This window comes from Sphingopyxis sp. GW821-FHT12C06 (assembly GCF_058807415.1).
Map to the genome: position 1 here is coordinate 141,871 of NZ_JBXAQR010000004.1, position 22,092 is coordinate 163,962.

27 protein-coding genes are annotated in these 22,092 nt (G+C 65.0%); 14 read left to right on the forward strand and 13 right to left on the reverse strand.

What is annotated here, in order from left to right; translation table 11 throughout:
• Window positions 1-12: 12 nt before the first annotated feature.
• Both AC1RRJ_RS13005 and AC1RRJ_RS13010 read left to right on the forward strand, forming a co-directional pair.
• Window positions 13-747 (forward strand): helix-turn-helix transcriptional regulator, encoded by a 735-nt coding sequence (locus AC1RRJ_RS13005; protein WP_493123335.1) that lies wholly within the window; start codon window positions 13-15, stop codon window positions 745-747.
• 46 nt (window positions 748-793) lie between these two features.
• Window positions 794-1,198 (forward strand): GFA family protein, encoded by a 405-nt coding sequence (locus tag AC1RRJ_RS13010; protein ID WP_493123337.1) that lies wholly within the window; start codon window positions 794-796, stop codon window positions 1,196-1,198.
• 7 nt (window positions 1,199-1,205) lie between these two features.
• Here AC1RRJ_RS13010 and AC1RRJ_RS13015 read toward each other — a convergent pair whose 3' ends face one another.
• Both AC1RRJ_RS13015 and AC1RRJ_RS13020 read right to left on the reverse strand, forming a co-directional pair.
• Window positions 1,206-1,661: a DMT family transporter gene (locus AC1RRJ_RS13015; protein ID WP_493123339.1), complete on the reverse strand. Its 456-nt coding sequence runs from the start codon at window positions 1,659-1,661 to the stop codon at window positions 1,206-1,208.
• Window positions 1,662-1,801: 140 nt separating this feature from the next.
• Window positions 1,802-2,818, reverse strand: coding sequence for a MipA/OmpV family protein (locus AC1RRJ_RS13020; protein ID WP_493123341.1), 1,017 nt, complete (start codon window positions 2,816-2,818; stop codon window positions 1,802-1,804).
• Between the two features lie 153 nt (window positions 2,819-2,971).
• On the opposite strand from AC1RRJ_RS13020, the gene AC1RRJ_RS13025 reads away from it, so the two are divergent.
• From AC1RRJ_RS13025 to AC1RRJ_RS13045, 5 genes are read left to right on the forward strand one after another with little or no spacing between them, the layout of a single operon-like run.
• Window positions 2,972-3,220: a hypothetical protein gene (locus tag AC1RRJ_RS13025; RefSeq protein ID WP_493123343.1), complete on the forward strand. Its 249-nt coding sequence runs from the start codon at window positions 2,972-2,974 to the stop codon at window positions 3,218-3,220.
• A complete protein-coding gene (locus AC1RRJ_RS13030; protein WP_493123345.1) occupies window positions 3,207-3,782 on the forward strand; it encodes a hypothetical protein in 576 nt (191 codons plus the stop codon). The genes AC1RRJ_RS13025 and AC1RRJ_RS13030 overlap by 14 nt, the downstream gene beginning before the upstream one ends.
• 57 nt (window positions 3,783-3,839) lie before the next feature.
• A complete protein-coding gene (gene dxs / locus AC1RRJ_RS13035; protein WP_493123347.1) occupies window positions 3,840-5,768 on the forward strand; it encodes a 1-deoxy-D-xylulose-5-phosphate synthase in 1,929 nt (642 codons plus the stop codon).
• Complete coding sequence (locus AC1RRJ_RS13040; protein ID WP_493123349.1) at window positions 5,765-6,184, forward strand: hypothetical protein; 420 nt, start codon at window positions 5,765-5,767, stop codon at window positions 6,182-6,184. The genes dxs and AC1RRJ_RS13040 overlap by 4 nt, the downstream gene beginning before the upstream one ends.
• A complete protein-coding gene (locus AC1RRJ_RS13045) occupies window positions 6,181-6,849 on the forward strand; it encodes a hypothetical protein (RefSeq protein WP_493123350.1) in 669 nt (222 codons plus the stop codon). Before AC1RRJ_RS13040 ends, AC1RRJ_RS13045 begins: the two co-directional genes overlap by 4 nt.
• Before the next feature lie 59 nt (window positions 6,850-6,908).
• Here the strand turns inward: AC1RRJ_RS13045 and AC1RRJ_RS13050 are convergent, their stop codons facing one another.
• From AC1RRJ_RS13050 to purE, 10 genes are all read right to left on the reverse strand, one after another.
• A complete protein-coding gene (locus AC1RRJ_RS13050; protein ID WP_493123352.1) occupies window positions 6,909-7,328 on the reverse strand; it encodes a DUF3035 domain-containing protein in 420 nt (139 codons plus the stop codon).
• A 26-nt stretch (window positions 7,329-7,354) separates the two neighbouring features.
• A complete protein-coding gene (lspA, locus tag AC1RRJ_RS13055) occupies window positions 7,355-7,888 on the reverse strand; it encodes a signal peptidase II (protein WP_493123354.1) in 534 nt (177 codons plus the stop codon).
• Complete coding sequence (ileS, locus tag AC1RRJ_RS13060) at window positions 7,888-10,791, reverse strand: isoleucine--tRNA ligase (protein ID WP_493123356.1); 2,904 nt, start codon at window positions 10,789-10,791, stop codon at window positions 7,888-7,890. Before ileS ends, lspA begins: the two co-directional genes overlap by 1 nt.
• A gap of 144 nt (window positions 10,792-10,935) precedes the next feature.
• The gene (locus AC1RRJ_RS13065) at window positions 10,936-11,223 is read right to left on the reverse strand and encodes a GIY-YIG nuclease family protein (protein ID WP_493123358.1); all 288 of its coding nucleotides are present in this window, start codon (window positions 11,221-11,223) and stop codon (window positions 10,936-10,938) included.
• Window positions 11,224-11,335: 112 nt separating this feature from the next.
• Complete coding sequence (locus tag AC1RRJ_RS13070; protein WP_493123360.1) at window positions 11,336-12,382, reverse strand: glycerophosphodiester phosphodiesterase family protein; 1,047 nt, start codon at window positions 12,380-12,382, stop codon at window positions 11,336-11,338.
• A gap of 91 nt (window positions 12,383-12,473) precedes the next feature.
• On the reverse strand, window positions 12,474-13,403 hold the full coding sequence (locus AC1RRJ_RS13075) for a bifunctional riboflavin kinase/FAD synthetase (RefSeq protein WP_493123363.1): 930 nt from the start codon (window positions 13,401-13,403) through the stop codon (window positions 12,474-12,476).
• Window positions 13,400-14,581, reverse strand: coding sequence for a dipeptidase (locus AC1RRJ_RS13080; RefSeq protein WP_493124130.1), 1,182 nt, complete (start codon window positions 14,579-14,581; stop codon window positions 13,400-13,402). Before AC1RRJ_RS13080 ends, AC1RRJ_RS13075 begins: the two co-directional genes overlap by 4 nt.
• Complete coding sequence (locus AC1RRJ_RS13085) at window positions 14,581-15,072, reverse strand: dihydrofolate reductase (RefSeq protein ID WP_493123365.1); 492 nt, start codon at window positions 15,070-15,072, stop codon at window positions 14,581-14,583. The genes AC1RRJ_RS13080 and AC1RRJ_RS13085 overlap by 1 nt, the downstream gene beginning before the upstream one ends.
• The gene (locus AC1RRJ_RS13090) at window positions 15,069-16,142 is read right to left on the reverse strand and encodes a 5-(carboxyamino)imidazole ribonucleotide synthase (RefSeq protein ID WP_493123367.1); all 1,074 of its coding nucleotides are present in this window, start codon (window positions 16,140-16,142) and stop codon (window positions 15,069-15,071) included. The genes AC1RRJ_RS13085 and AC1RRJ_RS13090 overlap by 4 nt, the downstream gene beginning before the upstream one ends.
• A 4-nt stretch (window positions 16,143-16,146) precedes the next feature.
• On the reverse strand, window positions 16,147-16,665 hold the full coding sequence (gene purE / locus AC1RRJ_RS13095) for a 5-(carboxyamino)imidazole ribonucleotide mutase (protein WP_493124132.1): 519 nt from the start codon (window positions 16,663-16,665) through the stop codon (window positions 16,147-16,149).
• A gap of 240 nt (window positions 16,666-16,905) precedes the next feature.
• On the opposite strand from purE, the gene AC1RRJ_RS13100 reads away from it, so the two are divergent.
• From AC1RRJ_RS13100 to AC1RRJ_RS13115, 4 genes are all read left to right on the forward strand, one after another.
• Window positions 16,906-17,505, forward strand: a complete 600-nt coding sequence (locus AC1RRJ_RS13100) for a GGDEF domain-containing protein (protein WP_493123369.1) — start codon at window positions 16,906-16,908, stop codon at window positions 17,503-17,505.
• A gap of 51 nt (window positions 17,506-17,556) precedes the next feature.
• A complete protein-coding gene (locus AC1RRJ_RS13105) occupies window positions 17,557-17,886 on the forward strand; it encodes a hypothetical protein (RefSeq protein WP_493123372.1) in 330 nt (109 codons plus the stop codon).
• Between the two features lie 33 nt (window positions 17,887-17,919).
• Complete coding sequence (locus tag AC1RRJ_RS13110) at window positions 17,920-18,498, forward strand: hypothetical protein (RefSeq protein WP_493123374.1); 579 nt, start codon at window positions 17,920-17,922, stop codon at window positions 18,496-18,498.
• Between the two features lie 103 nt (window positions 18,499-18,601).
• Window positions 18,602-19,060: a Dps family protein gene (locus AC1RRJ_RS13115; RefSeq protein WP_493123376.1), complete on the forward strand. Its 459-nt coding sequence runs from the start codon at window positions 18,602-18,604 to the stop codon at window positions 19,058-19,060.
• A 93-nt stretch (window positions 19,061-19,153) separates the two neighbouring features.
• Here AC1RRJ_RS13115 and AC1RRJ_RS13120 read toward each other — a convergent pair whose 3' ends face one another.
• Window positions 19,154-19,957 (reverse strand): cold-shock protein, encoded by an 804-nt coding sequence (locus tag AC1RRJ_RS13120; protein ID WP_493123378.1) that lies wholly within the window; start codon window positions 19,955-19,957, stop codon window positions 19,154-19,156.
• Window positions 19,958-20,219: 262 nt separating this feature from the next.
• Between AC1RRJ_RS13120 and AC1RRJ_RS13125 the strand changes: the two genes are divergently transcribed.
• The 3 genes from AC1RRJ_RS13125 to AC1RRJ_RS13135 are packed head-to-tail and all read left to right on the forward strand — an operon-like array spanning window position 20,220 to window position 22,066.
• A complete protein-coding gene (locus tag AC1RRJ_RS13125) occupies window positions 20,220-20,837 on the forward strand; it encodes a ribonuclease D (protein WP_493123380.1) in 618 nt (205 codons plus the stop codon).
• Window positions 20,838-20,855: 18 nt separating this feature from the next.
• Entirely contained in the window at window positions 20,856-21,494 is a 639-nt protein-coding gene (lptC, locus tag AC1RRJ_RS13130) for an LPS export ABC transporter periplasmic protein LptC (protein WP_493123382.1), read from the forward strand.
• Between the two features lie 14 nt (window positions 21,495-21,508).
• Window positions 21,509-22,066, forward strand: a complete 558-nt coding sequence (locus AC1RRJ_RS13135) for an LptA/OstA family protein (RefSeq protein ID WP_493123384.1) — start codon at window positions 21,509-21,511, stop codon at window positions 22,064-22,066.
• Window positions 22,067-22,092: the final 26 nt, after the last annotated feature.

Consider the following 22,092-nt stretch of genomic DNA (forward strand, 5'->3'; position numbering starts at 1 on the left):
GAAGGGAGCGGCATGGACAAGACCGGACGATTGTTCGCGATCATCGACAGCCTGCGCCGGCGGCGACGGCCCGTGACCGCGGAGATACTCGCCGCGGAGCGGGGCGTGTCGGTGCGGACGCTCTATCGCGATATCCAGGCACTGGTGGCACTCGGCGCGCCGATCGAGGGCGAAGCGGGGGTCGGCTATGTGCTGCGCCCCGGCTTTTTCCTGCCACCCCTGATGTTCACCGCCGACGAACTGGAGGCGCTGGTGCTCGGCGCGCGCTGGGTCGAGGGACGGCAGGACGGATCGCTGTCGCGCGCCGCGGGGATGGCGCTGGCGAAGATCGCGGCGGCGAGCTCCGATGAGCTCAAGCAGCGGATCGACGAGGCGGGGCTATGGCCGGTGAACAGCCGCTGGCGCGAGACCGACGCGCCGCTGCTGGCGACGGTGCGCGCGGCGATGCGCGCCGAAAAGACGCTGCATATCGGCTATGCCGACCAGGGCGGGGCGGCGACCGAACGCGCGATCTGGCCCGCGGCGCTTGCCTATTATGAAGAGAAGCAGATCATCGCCGCCTGGTGCCTGCTGCGACAGGATTTCCGCAGTTTCCGTATCGATCGGGTGACGTCGGCGCGGATTGGCGGCGAGGGGTTCGGGCGCCGCCGCGCGGTGCTGATGGCCGATTTCTGGCGCCACCGCGATTTGTCCGGGCAGCCTCCTGACACGATCTGTCAGCAGGATGGTCTAACCCCCGCCAAGTGAAGGGCGGCCGGCGATTGGCGCCCGAAAATGGCGAGGATTTTACGCGATGATCAAGACCTATCACGGCTCATGCCACTGCGGCGCGGTCAAATATGAAGCCGATATCGACCTGTCGGCGGGAACGGGCAAATGCAATTGCTCGATCTGTACCAAGAAGCGGGGCTGGAGCGCGCAAATCAAGCCCGACGCCTTTCGCCTGCTGAGCGATCCCGCCGCGCTGAGCGATTACCAGTTCGGGTCGAACAGCGCGCATCATGTCTTCTGCAAGACGTGCGGCGTGTCGTCGTTCGGGCACGGCTATGTCGAGGAGATCGGCGGCGCTTATTATTCGGTGTCGATCGCAAGCATCGACAACCTCGAGCCTGCCGAGATGGCGGCACTGCCGGTCCGGTATATGGACGGTGCGGGCAATAATTGGTGGAATCCGCCCGAGGTTACCGCGCATATGTGAGCGGCCTTCAGCTCCGCCGTGCGAGGTAGACGCCCGCGACCATCAGCGCGATCCCGGCGATGCGTTTGGTATCGATCGCTGCCGGTATCGCGCCGAACAGGCCGAAATGGTCGATCGTCGCGGCGCTGATCAACTGGCCGACGAGGACGAAGAAGATCGCGTTGCCGACCCCGAAGCGCGGCGCGATGAAGGTCACCGCGATGACGTAAAAGGCCATGAACAGCGCGCCGAAATAGAAATGAAAGGGGATGTCGGACGAGAGTCTGACATGGCCCAGCGTGCCGGTGACGAGTGCGCCGGTGATTGCGATGAGCAGCGCGATGCCGAACAGGATCACGCACGCCGCCATCGGACTGTCCAGCCGCGCGCCGAGCCCTGAATTGAGCGCGGCGAGGATCGGGATGCCGATCCCGGTGAGCAGCATGATCGTGGCAAAGGCGGGAGCGGCGTTATTGGCGGTCATCGGGGCAGGTCCTCCACGGCTTGCATCGCGCATAGTCGAGGACGGGCGGCCGGGCGAGCCCCAATTGGGGGTGCCGATTTCGTTACCGCTACGCGTGCGGATATCCCGTGTCGGCCCGACAGGTGTTACAGGATATCCGGTCAGAATTGATAGGCGACGCCTGCACCCGCGAGCCACTGGTCGGCGCTGCCCGCCTCGGCGACGATCGGCGAGGCGGCGTAGCGGCCGGTCAGCCGGCCATATTGGGCCCCGCCGATCAGGGCGAAGCCTTTGCGCAGATCGCCCGACAAGGCATAGGCGCCCGCGATCCCGACCGTATATTTGCCCGCGGTCGCCTTGGTCCCGGCCCGGTCATAGACAGGCAGGCCGCTTGCGGCGCTGCCGAGCGGGTCGATGTCGTAATAATAATGGCCGAAACCCTTGCCATAGACGTTGACCGAGGCCGAGACGCCGATGAAGGCGCGCTTCGACAGCGGGGTGCCATAGTCGATCGTTGGCGAGGCGACCCAACTGCCGTGGCGGCCCGAAATATCCCTGAGCGCGACGAGGCGCAGTCCGATCTGGTCATAATCGCTGGTGATCACACCGGTGTGGGTGATGCCCGCCGAGATGCCGAGTTCGACCGCGAGTTTCTTTTCGCCGAGCGCCTCCACCTGCGGATCCTTGATCCCGCCGCTGCGGTCGCTGCGCAGGCTGATGATCGGGCCGAATTTGAAATCGGTCTTCTGGCCGCGCCGCTGGCGGATCAGGTCGACCTGAAAATTGGTGCCGCGGGTCGAAAAGGCGTAGCCTCCGAGCCGCCCGCGCAGATAGAAGGCGGGGAGGATCGAGCGGTCGTTCGATCCATTATAGCTGGGGGTCGTCATCACCCCGGCGGCCAGCGCGATATAGTCGCGCGCCCATTTGCGATCGCTGTCATCCGCGTCAATGCGCGCAGCGGGAAGCAGGATATTCTCGTCGATATCGCTGGTGTCCTGAACGAAGCGGGCGGATTCGCCGTCGTCCCCGGCGATCGGGAAGCCGGTCGTCACGGTGACGTGATGACGCGGCGCGGCCATCTCTTCGGCCCCTGCGGCTGTCGCCAGAGCGAGGGGTGCGAACGGCAGCAGGATATGCCGGCGACGAAGCGGAAAGGGCATGGAGCGGGTCAGGGTCATGCGTTTCGACATTCCTGCGATCCGACCCCCTTGTTCACAGGTGTAAGAGATTGACGGGGCAATGCAAAGGCTTCGTCTTGCGGGCGGGCGCGTTTGGCTTCATCACGCTGTCATGCACCAATTTCCTGTTTCTTCCTTCGCGGGCCCGGCGGCATGAGCCGCACCCCGCGTTTTGCCGGTTATGCGCTGATGGCGCTCGCGGCGTTGCTCGCGCTTGCGTCGCGTCGCGGGCTGATCGATGGCATCGGCCCCTTTCCGGTCGCGGCGGTCGTGCTGTTGGTCGGGATGATCGGGGTTATGATCGTGTTCACAGACCTGATGGTGCGGGGGCTTTATGCGCAGGTCGGGGCGGCGAAGGATGCGCCGCCGACCGAGGAGAAAAGACGTAATGGCGAAGATTGATTTGCGGACGGGCCGGGCGCTTGCGGCGATGCTGTCTGTACTGGTGCCAGTGGGGTCCGCAGCCGCTGGGGATGGGGTGAGCGAGAGCGACCGTTTCTTTCTGGATGAAGCCGCGAGTGCGTGCCGCAGCGGCGATTTTCCGGCCTTTCTCTGGCCCTTCGCCAACAGCCGGACGGTGCGCGAGCGCTATACGGCGCCTGCCGTCGGTTCGGGTGTTGAGGGCAGCGCGCGCGAGGTGCCGGCGAACCGCTATCTGGACGCTGATGATTTTCCGGTGGTGATGATCGACTACAGCTATGTCACCGGCGCTTCGGCGCGGCGGTTCGATGCGCCGGGTGGAGGCGATCCCGGGCAGCTTGTCTATGTCCAGGTGGAATTCAACACCGCGTCGACGGGAACCGAACGCGTCGACTGGGTTCCGGGGCGTTTCGAGCCCGGCGAGGGCGACGGGCCAGGGACGCTGATCGAAAAGACCGGGCCCGGCGGCTATTTGATCTTTCGCCCCACGGCCGATTGCTGGCAGCTGACCGACGATATCCGAAATCCGGGGCGCGCGCGCTGACGGGCGCGCACCGCCTTTTCGTTCGACAGCTTCGGCGCTTATCTTTATGACCGGGGGATGACCGAACGTCCGCATACGCCGCTGCTCGACACGGTGGATGTCCCCGCCGACCTCCGCAAGCTGAAGCCCGAACAACTCCGCCAGTTCGCCGACGAACTGCGCGCCGAGATGATTTCCGCCGTCGGGACGACCGGCGGGCATCTGGGCAGCGGGCTGGGCGTCGTCGAACTGACCGTTGCGATCCACTATGTTTTCGAAACGCCGCGCGACAAGCTGGTGTGGGACGTCGGCCACCAATGTTATCCGCACAAGATTGTCACCGGGCGCCGCGACCGCATCCGCACGTTGCGCGCCAGCGGGGGCCTGTCGGGTTTCACCAAGCGCGCCGAGAGCGAATATGACCCGTTCGGGGCGGCGCATTCGTCGACCTCGATCAGCGCCGCGCTGGGCTTTGCGATCGCCAACCAGCTCAAGGACGAACCCGGCCGCGCGATCGCGGTGATCGGCGACGGGTCGATGTCGGCGGGCATGGCCTATGAGGCGATGAACAACGCCAAGGCGGCGGGCAATCGGCTGATCGTGATCCTCAACGACAATGACATGTCGATCGCGCCGCCGGTCGGTGGGCTTTCGGCCTATCTTGCCAAGCTCGTGTCGTCGCGACCGTTCCTCGAACTGCGCGAGATTGCGCGGCGCTTTGCACGCAAACTGCCCGAGCCGCTGCACAAGGCGGCGCGCAAGACCGACGAGTTTGCGCGCGGCATGGCGATGGGCGGGACGCTCTTCGAGGAGCTGGGGTTCTATTATGTCGGGCCGATCGACGGCCATAATCTCGAGCATCTGATCCCGATTCTGGAGAATGTGCGCGATAGCGACCATGGCCCGGTGCTGATCCATGCGGTGACCAAGAAGGGGCACGGCTATGCCCCCGCAGAGGCCGCCGCCGACAAATATCATGGCGTTCAGAAATTCGACGTGATCACCGGCGAACAGGCAAAATCACCGCCGGGACCGCCGGCGTACCAGAATGTGTTCGGCGAGACGCTGGCGAAGCTGGCCGACACCGACAAGCGCATCGTCGCGATCACCGCCGCGATGCCGTCGGGGACCGGGGTCGACAAATTCGCGAAAGCGCATCCGACGCGGACCTTCGACGTCGGGATTGCCGAACAACATGCGGTGACCTTTGCCGCCGGGCTCGCGGCGCAAGGGATGCGGCCGTTCGCGGCGATTTATTCGACCTTCCTCCAGCGTGCCTATGATCAGGTCGTCCATGATGTGGCGATCCAGAATCTGCCGGTGCGCTTTGCGATCGACCGCGCCGGGCTGGTCGGCGCCGACGGATCGACCCATGCGGGGTCGTTCGACGTCACCTATCTTGCGACGCTGCCCAACATGGTGGTGATGGCGGCGGCCGACGAGGCCGAGCTGGTCCATATGACCTATACCGCCGCCGAATATGACGATGGCCCGATCGCCTTCCGCTATCCGCGCGGCAATGGCACGGGGGTCGCGCTGCCCACGGTTCCCGAGAAATTGCCGATCGGCAAGGGCCGCGTCGTGCGGCAGGGCAAGGCAGTCGCCATCCTGTCGCTCGGCACGCGGCTCGCCGAGGCGCTCAAGGCCGCCGACACGCTGGAAGCGCGCGGGCTGTCGACGAGCGTGATCGACCTGCGCTTCGCCAAGCCGCTCGACGAGGAACTGATCCGCAAGACGCTCGCGAACCACGAGGTTTGCGTGACGGTCGAGGAAGGCAGCATCGGCGGGCTCGGCGCGCATGTGCTGACGCTGGCGAGCGACGAGGGGCTGATCGACGCCGGGCTGAAGCTGCGCACGATGCGCCTGCCCGATGTGTTCCAGGATCAGGATTCGCCGCAGGTGCAATATGACGAAGCGGGGCTGAACGCGCCGCAGATCGTCGACACGGTGCTCAAGGCGCTACGCCATAATAGCGCGGGTGTCGAGGAAGCGGGCGCACGGGCTTGAGCGGCGGGTGGTTCGCGGCAATCTGCCTCGGCCTCTATCTCCTGCTGTGGGCCTATATGGCCCAAAAATGGAAAAGACAGGCGGCGGGCCTGGTGGCGCGGCGGGGCAATCCAACCCGGGACGAGTTTGTCGTGCTTCTTGCCGATGATTGCGAGCCGGATGTCGCCGCCTTTTTGTGGGGCGCCTTGGCCGTCTATTGGAAACCGGGCCTGACACCGCATCCCGACGACGATTATCTCAACGATCTGCCGATCGATCCTGACGAGCAGGAGGATTGGGTTCGCGATTTTTGCGGCCTCAATGGCCTACGGGCGGCGGATTGGCCTGACTGGCCCGAGAGTCGGGATTCGACGGTACGCAACTTTGCCCGCTGGCTGTCGGAGGGACGTCGACTGATGATGCGCATGGCGGCATGAACTTCTTCAACCTGCTGCAATCGCTCGACGAACTGCTCTACGAGGTTATGTCCTGGCTGGTCTTCTATCCGATCACGCTCTGGCGGACTCTCGTCCATCCGCTGAAAATGATGGATTATTCGGACCTTGAGCAGGGCGATACCCAGGACCAGCAATATACCGACACATTGTCGCCGCCGCTGTTCCTACTGCTGTCGCTGATGCTGGTCCATGCCGCCGAACTGGCGCTGGTCGGTCCTGACGCGGTCGTGACGAGCAAGATCGGCCTGTCGGCGCTGGTCAAGACCAACACCGATCTCATCTTGCTGCGCATCGTGTCCTACAGCCTGTTCGCGGTGATGATGGCGACGCGGCTGGTTCGGGCGCGCAAGATCGAGCTCAGCCGCGCGACGCTGCGCGCGCCTTTCTACAGTCAATGCTATGTCGTTGCGCTGCTCGCGATCCTGTTTGGGGCCAGCGAGATCCTGATCCGGCTGGGGCACCAGTGGTCGATCCTCGCGGGCGGCGCGCTGGGGCTGGCGGCGTTGCTGTGGTTCGGGAGCCTGCAGACCGCCTGGTTCACCCAGCATTTGCAATGCAGCCGCTTGCGGGCTTTCGGCCACGCATCGCGCGCGATGGTCGAAAGCCTCGTCGCCGTGCTGTTGCTGTCTAACCTGTTTAGCTGACCCCAAAAGAAAACGGCCCGGGATCGCCGGGCCGTCGTCTCATGATCGATGATATGGGCTCAGGCGCCCGGGATCGCCGAAGATGCGTCGCGGCCGTCGCCTTCGGGGGCGGCGAGGATGTCGCGGACGACGAGGCCCTTGTCGACGACCTGCGTATTGGGGCTGCCGACCTGGCTGCGGATGCCGGGATCGCCGCGCGCGCCGTCGGCGCTGCCGATCACCGCGGCTTCGCTGGCGCTGCGCGGGGCGGGGCCGCCGAACAGCGCGCGCAGCGTCTGCTCCGCGGTCGATTCGCCGCCGGGACGCGCCGAGCCGGGGGCCGGCGGGGTCAGCGAATAATCGGGCGGCACGACGAGCGGCGCCTGACGCGACACCATCATTTCATCGGGACGGTCGCGGCTGAACAGGCTGTTCGACCCGCAGGCGGACAATGTCGTGGCAATGACCGAGGCGGCAAGGATGGCGGTGGTCCGGTTCACTTGAAATATTCTCCTATGCGCCCCGTTTAATCGGTGGCGGCTCCGTCTTGCGAACGATCGGCCGCGGCTGGGGCCTTTTCGCCCAAGAGCAGCGCGCGCGCAACCAGCAAAAGTACGCCGATGGTGATGCAGGCGTCGGCGACGTTGAAAATCAGAAAAGGGCGAAAATCGCCGAAATGCAGGTCGGCGAAATCGACGACAAAGCCGTGGCGGACACGATCGACGATATTGCCGAGCGCCCCGCCGAGAATCATCGCGAGCGCGATGACATCGCCCTTCGCCTTTTCGCGCGTCATCCAGAAGGCGACGGCGGCGGCGACAGCGGCGGTGACCGCGACGAGCGTCCAGCGCGTGGTGTCGTTGCAGGCCGAGAACATCGACAGCGAAATGCCGCAATTTTCAGCCCAGGTCAGATTGAAGAAGGGCCAGATCTCGATCACCCGCTTGGGCTCGAGCGACAGCGGAACGATGACGATCCACTTGCTGACCTGATCGAGGAGGAAGGCGAAGGCCGCGATCAGCAGGCCGAAGCCCAGATAGGGGGAGCGGGTGCGGGTCATCAGGCGTCCAATACCGTGTCGCAGCGATTGCACAAGCTGCCGTCGGCCTCGACCTCGGGCAAGTGGCGCCAGCAGCGGCCGCATTTGTGGTTCTCGGTGCGGGTCACCGTCAGCGTATCGCCCGCGCGCGCGACCGATACGATGAAGATTTCTTCAAGCGCCGCCGGATCGAGCGTCGGGTCGGGGACGACGACCTCGGCCTCGAGGCTCGAGCGGATCGTCTTTTCGCGGCGCCAGGGTTCGATCGCTTCGGTGACGGCCTCGCGCTGGGTGCGCACGCCCGCCCATTTTGCGGTCAGCTTATTGTCCTGCCAGCGGGCATCGACTTCGGGCCATTCGAGGAGGTGGACCGAACCTGCTTCGGGATAGCGCGTGCCCCACACTTCCTCGCTGGTGAAGACCAGAACCGGTGTCGCGTAGCGGACGAGCGCGTGGAACAGCGTGTCGAGGACGGTGCGATACGCGCGGCGCGTGTCGGTGCCGAGCGGCGCGGCGGGGCCGAGGTCGCAGTAGAGGACGTCCTTGCGGATGTCGAAATAGAAGGCCGAGAGGTCTTCGTTGCAGAAATCGGCGAGCAGGCGCGTGTAGGTGTTGAAATCGAAATCATCGACCGCCTGCGCCATCTTCCTGTCGAGGTCGGCGAGGAGCGAGAGCATATAACGCTCCAGCTCGGGCATCGCCGCGATGTCGGTAACGCGTTCTTCTTCCGAAAAGCCGTCGAGCGCGCCGAGCAGGTAGCGGAAGGTGTTGCGCAGCTTGCGATACTGGTCGGCGACGCCCTTGAGGATTTCATCGCCGATGCGGTGATCCTCGGTAAAGTCTACGCTCAGCGCCCACAGGCGGATGATGTCGGCGCCGTTGGTTTCCATCACCTTGACGGGATCGGTCGTATTGCCGAGCGATTTGGACTGTTTGAAGCCCTTGGAATCCATCGTGAAGCCGTGCGTCAGCACCGCCTTGTACGGCGCCTGTCCGCGCGTGCCGCAGCTTTCGAGCAGCGACGACTGGAACCAGCCGCGATGCTGGTCGCTGCCTTCCAGATACAGATCGGCGCTGTGGGTCGATCCGTCGTGGCGGACGAGCGCGGGCCAGCGGCCGCTTTCGAGAACGAAAGCGTGGGTGCAGCCCGAATCGAACCAGACGTCGAGAATGTCGACGATGCGCTCGTAATCGGCGGCGTCATATTGATCGCCGAGATATTCCTGCGCGCGCGCGTCGCTCCACGCGTCGACGCCGCCTTCCTTCACCGCCGCGACGATGCGGTCGTTGACGATCGGGTCGTTCAGATAGACGCCGGTCTTGCGGTCGACGAAGAGCGTGATCGGCACGCCCCATGCGCGCTGGCGCGACAGCACCCAGTCGGGGCGGTCCTTGACCATGCTGCTGATGCGGTTGCGGCCCTTTTCGGGGACGAAGCGTGTGACGTCGATCGCCTGCATCGCCGCCTGCCGCAGCGTCGGGGCGTCGCAAAGCTCTTCCTTGTGCGGATCGATCGCGCCGCCCTCATTCTCCCAGCGCCGATCGCTCGGCGTCTTGGGCGAGATGTGGGTCATCACCTTGTCCATCGGCACGAACCATTGCGGGGTGCAGCGATAGATGACCTTGGCCTTCGAGCGCCAGCTGTGCGGATAGCTGTGCTTATAATCGGCCGATGCGGCGAGCAGCCCGCCGGCTTCGTGGAGGTCGGCGCAGATCGGGCCGTCGGGGGCGTTGAACTTGGGGTTGATCACCGATCCTTGGCCGCCGAGCCATGCCCAATCCTCGCGATATTTTCCGTCGCCCTCGACCGCGAACACGGGGTCGATGCCGTTCGCCTTGCACAGGTCGAAATCATCCTCGCCATGATCGGGCGACATATGGACGAGGCCGGTGCCGCTGTCGGTGGTGACGAAATCGCCCGCGAGGAAGGGGCGCGGGCGCGCGAAGAAGCCGCCGAGCGCGTGCATCGGGTGGCGGGCGATGGTGCCGGCGAGGTCGGAGCCTTTGCCTTCCCAAGTCTGTCTGAAGACCGAGGTGTTACCGGTTTGTTTGGCAACGCGCTCGCCAAATGCCGTATCTAGAGCGTCCGCGACAAGGAATTTCCTGCCGCCATCACCTTCTAGCAGGACATAGTCCACCTCCGGCCCATAGGCCAAAGCCTGGTTGACCGGGATCGTCCACGGCGTCGTCGTCCAGATCACCGCATAAGCGCCGACCAGTTCGGCGATCGGGCTCTCGACGATTTCGAACGCAACATCGATCTGGGTCGAGACGATATCCTCATATTCGATCTCGGCCTCGGCCAGCGCGGTCCTTTCGACTGGCGACCACATCACCGGCTTGGCGCCGCGATAGAGCATGTCGTTCGCGGCGAATTTGAGCAGTTCGCGGACGATGGTGGCCTCGGCCTCATAATCCATCGTCAGGTACGGATGGTCCCAGTCGCCGCCGATGCCGAGGCGCTTGAGCTGTTCGCGCTGGGTGTCGACCCAATGCTGCGCATAGGCGCGACATTCGGCGCGGAATTCCTCGACCGGAACCTCGTCCTTGTTGAGCTTTTTCTTGCGATATTGCTCCTCGACCTTCCACTCGATCGGCAAGCCGTGGCAGTCCCAGCCGGGAACATAAGGCGCGTCCTTGCCCTTCAGCGTCTGGGTGCGGACGACCATGTCCTTCAGGATATGGTTCAGCGCATGGCCGATGTGCATGTCGCCATTGGCGTAGGGTGGGCCGTCGTGGAGGATGAACTGGTCGCGGCCGCGGCGGGCTTCGCGAATCTGCCCTTCCAGATTGCCCTCAAGCCATTTGGCGAGAATCAGCGGTTCCTTCTGCGGCAGGCCGGCTTTCATCGGAAAGTCGGTCTTGGGCAGGAAGACGGTGTCGCGATAATCGCGTGTTTCGGGCGCGGGCGTGGTTTCGGTCATGGTGGCGGCGCTTAGCGTAACAGAAGGGGTTTCGTCACCTTTTATGTGGTTCCGTGCCGCATGGGCCCCGGCTTTCGCCGGGAAGTAGCTATGAAGCGCGGCTGCGGTTCTTGTTCCCCGGCGAAAGCCGGGGCCCATGCGGGACTAAACAAGCTCGAAATATAGATCGCGCCATTCGGGATTCGCGGCCTCGATCAACTCGATCTTCCACGCGCGTTTCCATTCCTTCATCTGGACTACGCGGCGGCGAGCATCCTGCAAATCATCGAAATGCTGGTGCCAGACGAGCAGCTTGCAGCCATATTTCTTGGTGAAACCGTCGATCAGGCCTTCGCGATGTTGCCAGATGCGCTGGGGCAGGTCGCTGGTGACGCCGATGTAAAGCGTGCCGTTGCGCTGGTTGGTCACAATGTAGACGCTGCCGGATTTCATTATCGCACCGTCATACTGGGCCCCGGCTTTCGCCGGGGAACAGATTGCTCCGATGTCGAGCTGTTCCCCGGCGAAAGCCGGGGCCCAGAAGGCGCGAGCCGCGCGTGCGTCCCTATTTCTGCCGCGGCCGCAATGCAGGGCCGAGGTTGTAGATATCTTCGACCCAGACATAGCCGGTGAAAGCGGCGGGGATTTTTTGCAGCTGGTGGACGTCGTGCAGGCCAAGGCCGTTCGCCTTGTCGCCGTGATTGCCGACAAGGAGGACACGGGTGCCATGCGCCGCCGCACGCGCCTGCAGGCGTTTGGGCCAGCCCCAAAAGGCCCATTGGCGGTTGAGCGGGACGATGATCGTGTTGCCGGCGCAGCTTGGCGGAAACCAGCCCGACCAGCCATATTTGATATAGTCGGTGGTGCAGGTCCTGGCGCTGCCCGGATCCATTGCCCACGCTTTGGGCGCCTTTTTGCGGATGATTTCGATCGGCTTGCCCTTGCCGTAGAAGCCGAATCGGGCGTCATTGGGGTCGATGCCGGCCTGCGCGAAGGCAGCAAGGACCATTTCCGCCTCCTTCGGGTCGGGCGACTTGAAATTGATCAGCAGCGAGAGGTGGCCGAGCTGGCCGAGGACCTCATCGAAGCTTGGCATCATGCCGACGCCCTTGCCGCGCAGCGGGAAGGTCTGGCCGCCGTCGGCGGTATAGCCATAGCCGATGTCGAGTTTCCGGAGCTCGTCCATGGTGGCATCGCGAATCGGACCCTTGCCGTCGGTGCGGCAATCGAGCGTCCAGTCGTGGAAGACCGCGAGCTGACCGTCCTTCGTCGGCGCGATGTCGAGTTCGACCATGTTCGCATCGCGGCCGATCGCCGCCCGGATCGAGGGCAGGCTGTTTTCGATATAATCATGCTCGGGCGCGCGGATGCGCGTTGCGGTGCACGTGTCGCGGCCGATCCCTGTGTGATCGAAGAGCTGCGACACGCCGCGATGGGCGATGAGGGTGCGTTTGCCCGGAGCATCGGGGGCGAGCCAGCTCGCGTTGCTGAGGGTGAACCAGGCGACGATCGCCCCGAAGATCCAGAGGAAGATTTTGGTACCGCGCCTCATCGGTTTTTTGGGCGGGGCTTCGAGCCCGGCTGCCCAGTCGTCGGTCGTTTCGGTCATCATTCCCCCATCCCCTCTTCGTCATGCCGGGTGCAACCTGGCATCCATCCCGCAGCGTCGCATGGACCCCGGATCCAGTCCGGGGTGACGATGATTATATGTTCGCGAGTAGCTCCCGCGCCTCGTCGCAATCTGCCGCGATTTGCGCGGTCAGGGCGTCCATATTGTCGAATTTCGCTTCGGGCCGGATGAAGGCGCGAAAGGCGATATCGATTTCCTGCCCGTATAAATCTTCGGCGAAATCGAAGAAATGCGGTTCGAGCAGTTCCTTGGGCGGATCGAAACTCGGGCGGATGCCCATGTTCGCCGCACCCTTGAGGATGCGCCCGTCGGGCAGGCGGCCGGTGACCGCGTAGATGCCGTAACGCGGGCGCAGGTAGTTGCCCATGTCGATGTTCGCGGTCGGAAAGCCGAGCAGGCGGCCGTTCTTGTCGCCATGCTCGACTCGGCCGCGCACGGTGAAGGGGCGGGTGAGCAGGCGCGCGGCGGTGTCGCAATCGCCGTCGCGCAGCGCGTCGCGGATGCGGCTTGACGAGACGACCTCCTCGGCGTCGTCGACCGGCGCGACCATTTCGGTGAAGAAGCTGTGGGTGCGCGCATGGTCGGCCAGCGTTACGACATCGCCGCCGCGGCCCTTGCCGAAAACGAAATCGCTGCCGGTGACGACGCCTGCGGCGCCGTAGCGATCGAGCAGAAGGCGGGTGATGAAGTCCTCTGCCGTGGTCCCCGCGAGGGTCGCGTCGAAGGGGAGGACGAGCATTGCGTCGGCGCCCGCCGCTGCGAACAGCTCCTGCCGCTGGTCGAGGGTGGTCAGGCGGAAGGGCGGGACGTCGGGCTTGAAAAAGCGCACCGGATGCGGGTCGAAGGTCGCGACGATCGCGGGGCGACCCTCGTCGCGGGCATGGCGCACCGCGCGGCCGACGACCGCCTGATGCCCGGCGTGGAAGCCGTCGAAATTGCCGAGCGCGATGACGCCGCTGCGCAGCGGATCGTCGATGCGGGCGTGGCCGTCGAGGCGGATCATGGGGCCGGCGGGCTCAGGGGGACGAGCCCCGCGCCCAGCACACGGATCGCATTGCCGCCCATTGCAGCGCGAATTTCGTCGTCGCTGAAACCCGCATCGATCAGCGCCTGCGTCACCTGCACCAGCTTCGACGTGTCGAAGCGCACGGTGGTTGCGCCGTCATAGTCGCTGCCAAGCGCGACATGGCTAATGCCGACGAGGTCGCGGACATGCTTCATCGCATTCGCGATGCTCGCGGGCGAGGTGTCGCACACCGCAGCGTCCCAATAGCCGATGCCGACGAGGCCGCCGGTCGCGGCGACTCCGCGGATCTGTTCGTCGCTGAGGTTGCGGTTGACCTTGCACGTCGCTTGCACGCCGCCGTGGCTCGAGACGACGGGACGGCGCGCCATTTTGAGGATATCGGCGACGCAGGCGCTGGAGCAATGGGCAAGATCGACGATCATTCCCCGGGCTTCCATCTGCGTCACGACCTGCCGCCCGAGCGGGGTGAGGCCGCCCTTTTTGAGCCCGTGCATCGAACCCGCGAGATCATTGTCGAAGAAATGGGTGAGCCCCGCCATGCGAAAGCCCGCGGCGTAGAGCTTGTCCAGATTGGCGATCTTGCCTTCGAGGACGTGGAGCCCCTCGATACTGAGCATCGCGCCGACCGGCGGTGTCTTGCCGCGCCGCGCCGCAAGCAGCGCGTTCAGACCGGCCTGGTCGGCGACGGCGACGAGCTGGCCGTTCGACGCGGCGACTGCGCGGTGCAGCTTCTCGGCATGCCAGAGCGAGCGTTCGAGGAGCGAGTTCCAGGTGCGCACCGGCTGAAGCTGGGCGATCACCAGCGCGGTGATATTGTCGGTGTCGCCGCTATTGGCGTCGTAATTCTGGCCCTTGGGCGATTTGGTCGTGCTGGCGAGGATTTGCAGCGCGACATTTCCGTCTTCAAGGCGCGGCAGGTCCATATGGCCGCGCTTCGCGCGATCGAGAAAGTCGCGGCTCCACAGCAGGCTGTCGCTGTGCAGATCAACGACGGTGAGCGTCTGGTGCAGCGCCCTGGCGCGCTCGCTGACCGTTAGCAGCGGCTTTCCGTCGACCTTGTTCATCCCGCGCTCGAGTATGCCGGGGGCGAGGGTGAAGAAGGCGCCCGCCGCGACGGCGAGGACGACCAGAGTGCCAATCAGCCAGCGGCGCATCATTTTTTCCTTGTGAGCGTGACGAAACTGTAGGCGGGGCGCCCTGCGTCACCCGCGGGATGATCTTCGCGTGCGATCTCGCGCCATTCGGCGCCGGGGGCGGGGATCGCGGCGTCGCCCTTGGGTTCGAGCGCGATTTCGGTGAGCTCGATGCGGTCGGCGATCGGCAGGAACAGCGCGTAAATTTCGGCGCCGCCGATCACCATCACTTGCGGTGCGTTGGCGAGGCGTAGCGCGCTTTCGACAGTTGCTGCGGGCTCGGCGCCTTCCTCCTGCCATTCGGGATCGCGGGTCAGAACGATGTGGCGGCGGCCTTCGAGCAGCGCGGGCAGGCTGTCGAAGGTCTTGCGTCCCATGATCATCGGGCGGCCCATCGTCAGCTGTTTGAAGCGGCGAAGATCGGCCGGCAGGTGCCACGGCATCTTGCCGTCGGCGCCGATGACGCCGTTGCTGGCGCGCGCGAGGATGAGCGTGATTTCGGGATGGTTCATGCTGGCGAGGTTCCAACCCAGGTGACATGGCCGAGCTTGCGGCCGTCGCGGACCTCGGCCTTGCCATAATGATGGACGCGCGCGGCGCCGTCGGCGAGCAGCGCGGTTACGCTCTCGATTTCGGCGCCGATCAGATTGCGCATGGTGACAGGCAAGGCTGTCGTCGAGGTGTCGCCGAGCGGCAGGCCGGCGACCGCGCGGATATGATTTTCGAACTGGCTCGTCACCGCGCCCTCGATCGTCCAATGGCCGCTGTTGTGGACGCGCGGCGCCATTTCGTTGAATATCGGGCCGTTTTCGGTGGCGAAAAATTCGCCGGTGAGTACCCCGACATAATCGAGCGCGTCGGCGATCCTGGCCAGCAGCGCGCGGGCTTCGTCCTGCTGATCGAGGATGATCTGCGGCGGCGGCAGGCTCGAGGTCGCGAGGATGCCGCCCTCGTGAACATTGACCGGGCTGTCCCAGAAGCGCGTTTCGCCATCGATCCCGCGCACCATCAGCACCGAAAATTCATGCGCGAAGCTGACAAAGCCTTCGAGCACCGCGGCGTGGCGGTCGATCGCGTCCCATGCGGCATCGGCATCGGCGGTGCTGGCGAGCCGCGCCTGACCCTTGCCGTCATAGCCCATGCGGACGGTTTTCAGGATCGCAGGGGCGCCGACCTCTGCCAGTGCGGTGTCGAGCGCGGCGCGGTTGGGTGCTGCCGCGAAGGGGGCGGGGCGGCCGCCGAGGTCGGCGACGAAATTCTTCTCGATCAACCGGTCCTGCGCGATTTCGAGCGCGCCGCCGCCGGGACGAACCGCGACATGGCCCGACAGGAAGCGAACGGTGTCGACGGGAACATTTTCAAATTCGAAGGTGACGACGTCGCACGCCGCAGCGAAAGCGGCGAGGCGCGATTCGTCGTCCCATGCCGCCTGCGTGTGCTGCGCCGCGACATCGGCGGCGACGCTTTCGCGGTCGGGGGCATAGATGTGGATGCGATAGCCGAGCTGTGCGGCGGCCTGGCCGAGCATGCGGCCAAGCTGGCCGCCGCCCAAAATGCCGATCGTCGAACCGGGAGGCAGCAAGGGCTCAGCCCTCGCGCACGGGGATCACGGCGACCCCCTCGGTCTGCGCGGCGCGCCATGCGTCGAGCCTGGCCGCAAGGTCAGCATCTTCGCCCGCGAGCAGCGCTGCGGCGAACAGGCCGGCGTTGGTCGCCCCCGCCTTGCCGATTGCGAAGGTCGCCACCGGGATGCCACCGGGCATCTGGACGATCGAATAGAGGCTGTCGACGCCGCTCAAGGCCGCCGACTGGACGGGAACGCCGAGCACCGGCACGCGCGTCATCGATGCGACCATGCCGGGCAGATGCGCGGCGCCGCCCGCGCCGGCGATGATCGCGCGGAGGCCGCGGCTTGCTGCGCTTTTCGCATAGTCGATCAGGCGGTCGGGGGTGCGGTGGGCGGAGACGATCTGCACCTCGTGCGCTATGCCGAATTCTTCCAGTATATGGACGGCGTGCGCCATCGTGGGCCAGTCCGACTGGCTGCCCATGATTACGCCAACGCTGACTCTGGCGCTTCCGCCCTGCGGCGCGCTATCGCCCATCACCCTATACTCCTGACCCCGGCCCTGTTCCGGCGATGAATCGCCGCTGCACTCCCCTAGCTATTCGCTTTCGCAGGCGCAACGCCGCCAAACGCCCCTGCGTTTACGGATTGGTATCACCTGCTGGCTAATGACCTTGGCCAGATGATCGCCGGCATCCATCGGCGAGCAATGTGACATGCGCGGGGACCGGGAATGGATAGCGTAGGAGGAGCGCGGATTGCAGTCAGCCATATCGGCATGCTGTCCGTCGACTCCGTCGAAGACCAGCTGCGCGAAATGCGCCGGGAACGCGACGCACTGCGCCGTGAAAACCGCGTGCTCAAAATCGCCGTAGCCGAGCTCGAGCGGGTGTCCGAACGCGACACGCTGACCCCCTTGTTCAACCGTCGCTATTTCCTGACCGCGATTCATCAGCGGATCGCGCGGTTCGAGCGTCATGCCGAACCGGCCGCGGTCGTTTTTGTCGACGTCAACCAGCTCAAATTTATCAACGACAGCTTCGGTCATGCTGCGGGCGACTTTGCGCTGATGGAAATCGCCGCGCGGCTCGCGACGGCAATCCGTCCGAGCGACGTGGCGGCGCGGATCGGCGGCGATGAATTCGGCCTGATCCTCGACCAGTCGAGCGAGGCGGCGGCGCGGACGCAGGTTAGCTGGCTGTGCGAGATGCTGAGCGCGACCCCCGCATTTTATGACGGCCATGAAATCCGGCTGTCGGCCTGTTTCGGGATCGCGATGCTGCGGACGGGAGTGAGCGAATCGGACATATTGGCCGCCGCCGACCGCGACATGTACCGGTGCAAGCAGACGCAGGACCGGCTTCCCGGCCACCGCTAACCGCGCGTTAACCAAAAGGGCGCATCGTCATCCCCAGTAAACAGGGGGTGCATGATGCTGAGCCACAACGACCCGTTTCCCGATATGCAGCGCCGGATTACCGGCCAGATCGGCGCGCTCGCCGAAGCGCTGCCGCATTGTGCGCTGGCGCAGATCGTCCAGGGTATCGACGACATTCGCTGCCTCGCGCGCGACCATGGTTTTGCCGCGGTCGAAACGCTGGCGAGCCGGCTCGAATCGGCGGTCGGATCGGGCGGACAACGCGCGGCGATCCTGACCTATCTCGACGCGATGAGCGATGCCGCGAGCACGCCCGGGCCGCTGCCTGCGGCCGCGCAGGAGGCATGGCTGGCGTCGGTCGCGATGCGGCTGGGGCATTGACGCGCGCTGACTGACCCGTCAGGCGCGATTTCCATGGATGCCATCATGCTCGCGCTCGTGGCGGTGCTGCTCGCCAATGCCGACGGGCGCACCGGTGTTTTTCTCTCGCGGTTGTTGCGCGCGGGCGTGGATCGTCGGCGCGTCACGCGACTCGCGTTCGGCAGCTTCATTCTCAATGCTGCGATCGCGGCCATCGCCGGATCGGTGGCCAACCGGATGATCGGGCAGGGCGTGATCGCGCTGTTCGTCGCTTTTGCATTGCTGGCTGCGGCCGCGGCACTGTTGTGGCGGGAGCGGCCGGCGATCACGGCGGATCGTGTGGCCGAAATGCCACCCGCCGGGCTGATGGTACGGATGCTGCTCGACCAGTTTGGCGATCGCAGCCATTTCCTGATCGGCGCGCTCGCCGCGACCAGCGGGGCGGGATATTGGGCGGCGGCGGGCGGGCTGATCGGCTGGACGCTTGCGCTTTTGCCCTTCCTCGCTTTTGGTCCTGCGATCGCCGACCGGCGCGGTGCGCGCATATTGCGCCGGGTGTGTGCGATCATCCTCATCCTCTGGGGCGTTCGCACCGCGATGGCCGCGTTCGGCTTGATCGGGCTATCTTCCTGATATTACGCTGGTGATCGAGTTTCTCGATAACAGCGACCGAGAGCATCCATGGGCCTTTTGTCGTCGGCCCTGCTATGTCGTTGGGCAACAGAAAGGATGACCCATGCCCCAGAATCACAATGAGCCCGCGGTCGCGGATGCGCTGAACGCACTGCTCGCCGACAGCTTCGCGCTCTATCTCAAGACCAAGAATTTTCACTGGCATGTCCATGGCCCGCGCTTTCGGGACCTGCATCTGCTGTTCGACGAGCATGCGACGCAGATCTTGGCGACCACCGACCTGATTGCCGAGCGTGTGCGCAAAAATAGCGCATCGACGCTGCGCTCGATCGGCGACATCGGTCGTCGCCAGTCGATCAGGGATGATGACGGCGCGAACGTCGATGCCGACACGATGATCAAGACGCTGGCCAAGGACAATCAGACGCTGCTCGCGCAGTTGAAGGCCGTCAAAGCGGCGGCCGAAGCCGATGGCGACATTGCGACCAGCGGGCTGGTCGATACGTGGGCCGACGAGACGCAGCAGCGGATCTGGTTTCTGCAGGCGACGCTGGGGTATTGAAGCCGGTTCCCCCTCCTGCTTGCGGGAGGGGATTGAGCGCAAACAAAAAGGGCGGCCCGAGGGCCGCCCTTTTCGTTATCCTGTATCCGCCGATCAGTCCTGATGCGGCTGGATGTTCACCGCGGCGAATTTGCCGCGATCGTCGACCTCGATATCGAAAGCGACGCGGTCGCCTTCTTCCAGGCCGGTCATGCCCGCGCGCTGGACCGCGCTGATGTGGACGAAGGCATCGGCCTGTCCATCGTCGCGCGCGATAAAGCCGAAGCCCTTGGTCGCGTTGAAGAACTTGACCGTACCCGAGGTGCGCTCACCGGTCAGCTGACGCCGGCCGCGAGCACCGCCGGGCGCTGCGCCGCCGGGGCGTTCGCCACGATCGTCGCGACGCGGTGCGCTATCTTCGATCGGCATCGGTTCGCCTTCGATCTTCAGATCGATGGCCGACACCTTGCCATTGCGTTCGACGAGGGTGAAGCCGAGCGGCTGACCCGACGCGAGACCCTGAAGCCCGGCCTGTTCGACCGCGCTGATGTGAACGAAGACATCTTCGCCGCCATCGTCGCGCGCAACGAAGCCGAAGCCCTTGGCGGGATTGAAGAATTTCACTGTGCCATTGCCTTCGCCGACGACCTGCGCGGGCATGCCGCCGCCACGTCCGCCGCCGAAGCCGCCACCACCGCCGCCGCCGCCGCCGAAGCCGCCGCGATCACCGCCGCCGAAGCCACCGCCGCCGCTGCGATCGCCACCGCCGAAGCCGCCGCGGTCGCCAAAGCCGCCACCGCGGTTTCCGCCGCCGTAGCTGTCGCCGCCGTAGGGTGCAGGTTCGAAGCTATCGAAATTGCCGAAATCATCGCGCTTGCCGCGCCCCCGCTGGCCGCGGCGATCCTTGTTGAAACTCATTGTCTAATAGTCGCTTTCGGTTCGTCCATACCCCATTCGATCAGCGCCTTGCGTCGGACGGGGACGCAGTTCACCATGGGCACAGACTCGCCCCGTGCCTCTAACAGCACAATATATAACCTATAAGCCCGCTGCGAGCGAACGGAAAATTCAACACCGAAAACTGCTGTTTTGCGCGCTTTGCCGCAGGACTGTGGCACACCGGCCACAGCTGCGAAAACCAGTCATTGAGCGGCGCGGCCGCTTCGCCTAAGGCGGGCGTATGAGCGTATATTTCCACGAAGAAGATCTGCCCGAGGGCGTGATGGGCCCCGGTGCGGTCGCGATCGACACCGAAACCATGGGTTTGAACCCGCTGCGCGACCGATTGTGCCTCGTTCAGATCAGCGACGGGTCGGGCGACGAGCATCTCGTGCGCTTCAAGCCGGGCAGCCGTTACGATGCGCCCGTGCTGAAGGCGATCCTGACCGATCCCGATCGCCTGAAACTCTTTCATTTTGCGCGCTTTGACATCGCGGCGCTGCAGCAGGCGCTGGGCGTGGTGACCGCGCCGGTTTACTGCACCAAGATCGCGTCGCGGTTGATCCGCACCTATACCGACCGTCATGGCCTCAAGGAGCTGGTGCGCGAACTTCTGGGGCAGGACGTGTCGAAGCAGCAGCAGTCGAGCGACTGGGGCGCGGCCGAACTGAGCGACGCGCAGCGCGACTATGCCGCGAGCGACGTGCGCTTCCTGCATGCGATGAAAGAGATTCTCGACATGCGGCTGGCGCGCGAGGGGCGCACCGAATTGGCGCAGGCCTGTTTCGACTTCCTGCCGGCGCGCGCCGCGCTCGACCTCGCAGGCTGGCCCGAAACCGATATTTTCGCGCATAGCTGAAGGGCGAATCGATAGAGCATGTCCGAACGCGCCGATCTTGACCGCACGATGCGCCGGATGTGGGCGGCCAGCGGATCGAGTCACGATCGCGTCGTGCGCCTGCTGCGCTATGGCCTGCCGCTGGTTATCGGCGTCGTCGGGGCGATCCTCGTCTTCTCCCCCTTCACCCAGCGCACCGAGGTCAGCTTCCTGCTCGCCAAGGACAAGGTCGAGGTGGCGAAGGAACGGATGAAGGTGACGCGCGCCGAATATCGCGGTCAGGACGGCAAGGGGCAGCCCTTTGCGCTGCTCGCGGGCAGCGCGGTGCAGAAAAGCTCGGCCGAACCGATCGTGCGGATGACCGACCTGTCGGGCGCGATCAAGCTGGCTGACGGCCCGGCGACGATCGTCGCCAAGGATGGCGCCTATAATATGGACACCGAAAAGGTCGCCTTTCCGGGCGACGTGCAGGTGAAAAGCGCCGACGGCTATCGCATCGATGCGAAAAATGTCGCGATCGACCTCAAGACTCGCAGCCTTGTCGGGCAGGGCGGGGTCAACGGCACGTTGAACATCGGTCATTTTTCGGCCAACGAGCTGACCGCCGATCTCGACAAGCGAGTGGTGCGCTTGCAGGGCAATGCGCGGCTGAGGATCAACCAGGGAGTGCTGAAATGAACCGCCTATCGGCCATGAAAAGCGCCGCCCTCGCCGGTGCGGGCTTCGCGCTCGCCAGCCTTGCGATCCTTTCCGTGGGCGGCGGCAACGCCGCGCATGCACAGGCGCTCGCCAATCACAACAGCAATGCGCCGGTCGATTTCGCCGCGAACAGCATCGAGGTGCAGGACCGGTCCGACCGCGTCGTCATTTCGGGCAATGTTCGCGTCACGCAGGCTGGGCTGACGCTGACCGCGGCGCGGATGACCGTCGCCTATACGCGCGCGGGCGGTACCGACGTCAACCGGCTCGACGCGACCGGCGGAGTCGTGGTGACCAAGGGCGACGAGCGCGCGACGGGCAATGTCGCGATTTACGATCTCGACAAGCGGCTGATCACGATGGTCGGCAATGTCGAACTGCGCCAGCGCGGCAATCATCTGCGCGGCGGGCGGCTGCTGATCGATCTCAACACCGGTCGCGCGACGGTCGACGGACGCGGCGCGGCCCGCGGTCCCGACGGCAATCCGGTTTCGGGCGGCACCAATGGCCGGGTGACCGGCACCTTCACGGTACCGGAAAGAAAGCAGTAACCACACAGCTTTACCGGACCGATACC

Excerpts from the sequence above, each read along its gene's own strand:
- dxs (WP_493123347.1), top strand. The coding sequence starts at position 3,840 with ATGACCGAACGTCCGCATACGCCGCTGCTCGACACGGTGGATGTCCCC.
- AC1RRJ_RS13015 (WP_493123339.1), bottom strand. The coding sequence starts at position 1,661 with ATGACCGCCAATAACGCCGCTCCCGCCTTTGCCACGATCATGCTGCTC.
- AC1RRJ_RS13120 (WP_493123378.1), bottom strand. The coding sequence starts at position 19,957 with ATGAGTTTCAACAAGGATCGCCGCGGCCAGCGGGGGCGCGGCAAGCGC.
- AC1RRJ_RS13025 (WP_493123343.1), top strand. The coding sequence starts at position 2,972 with ATGAGCCGCACCCCGCGTTTTGCCGGTTATGCGCTGATGGCGCTCGCG.
- AC1RRJ_RS13020 (WP_493123341.1), bottom strand. The coding sequence starts at position 2,818 with ATGACCCTGACCCGCTCCATGCCCTTTCCGCTTCGTCGCCGGCATATC.
- AC1RRJ_RS13115 (WP_493123376.1), top strand. The coding sequence starts at position 18,602 with ATGCCCCAGAATCACAATGAGCCCGCGGTCGCGGATGCGCTGAACGCA.
- AC1RRJ_RS13010 (WP_493123337.1), top strand. The coding sequence starts at position 794 with ATGATCAAGACCTATCACGGCTCATGCCACTGCGGCGCGGTCAAATAT.
- AC1RRJ_RS13085 (WP_493123365.1), bottom strand. The coding sequence starts at position 15,072 with ATGAACCATCCCGAAATCACGCTCATCCTCGCGCGCGCCAGCAACGGC.
- AC1RRJ_RS13080 (WP_493124130.1), bottom strand. The coding sequence starts at position 14,581 with ATGCGCCGCTGGCTGATTGGCACTCTGGTCGTCCTCGCCGTCGCGGCG.
- AC1RRJ_RS13070 (WP_493123360.1), bottom strand. The coding sequence starts at position 12,382 with ATGATGACCGAAACGACCGACGACTGGGCAGCCGGGCTCGAAGCCCCG.
- AC1RRJ_RS13030 (WP_493123345.1), top strand. The coding sequence starts at position 3,207 with ATGGCGAAGATTGATTTGCGGACGGGCCGGGCGCTTGCGGCGATGCTG.
- AC1RRJ_RS13075 (WP_493123363.1), bottom strand. The coding sequence starts at position 13,403 with ATGATCCGCCTCGACGGCCACGCCCGCATCGACGATCCGCTGCGCAGC.
- AC1RRJ_RS13065 (WP_493123358.1), bottom strand. The coding sequence starts at position 11,223 with ATGAAATCCGGCAGCGTCTACATTGTGACCAACCAGCGCAACGGCACG.
- AC1RRJ_RS13105 (WP_493123372.1), top strand. The coding sequence starts at position 17,557 with ATGATGCTGAGCCACAACGACCCGTTTCCCGATATGCAGCGCCGGATT.
- ileS (WP_493123356.1), bottom strand. The coding sequence starts at position 10,791 with ATGACCGAAACCACGCCCGCGCCCGAAACACGCGATTATCGCGACACC.
- lptC (WP_493123382.1), top strand. The coding sequence starts at position 20,856 with ATGTCCGAACGCGCCGATCTTGACCGCACGATGCGCCGGATGTGGGCG.
- AC1RRJ_RS13125 (WP_493123380.1), top strand. The coding sequence starts at position 20,220 with ATGAGCGTATATTTCCACGAAGAAGATCTGCCCGAGGGCGTGATGGGC.
- AC1RRJ_RS13100 (WP_493123369.1), top strand. The coding sequence starts at position 16,906 with ATGCTGTCCGTCGACTCCGTCGAAGACCAGCTGCGCGAAATGCGCCGG.
- AC1RRJ_RS13135 (WP_493123384.1), top strand. The coding sequence starts at position 21,509 with ATGAAAAGCGCCGCCCTCGCCGGTGCGGGCTTCGCGCTCGCCAGCCTT.
- AC1RRJ_RS13110 (WP_493123374.1), top strand. The coding sequence starts at position 17,920 with ATGGATGCCATCATGCTCGCGCTCGTGGCGGTGCTGCTCGCCAATGCC.
- AC1RRJ_RS13005 (WP_493123335.1), top strand. The coding sequence starts at position 13 with ATGGACAAGACCGGACGATTGTTCGCGATCATCGACAGCCTGCGCCGG.
- AC1RRJ_RS13045 (WP_493123350.1), top strand. The coding sequence starts at position 6,181 with ATGAACTTCTTCAACCTGCTGCAATCGCTCGACGAACTGCTCTACGAG.
- lspA (WP_493123354.1), bottom strand. The coding sequence starts at position 7,888 with ATGACCCGCACCCGCTCCCCCTATCTGGGCTTCGGCCTGCTGATCGCG.
- purE (WP_493124132.1), bottom strand. The coding sequence starts at position 16,665 with ATGGGCGATAGCGCGCCGCAGGGCGGAAGCGCCAGAGTCAGCGTTGGC.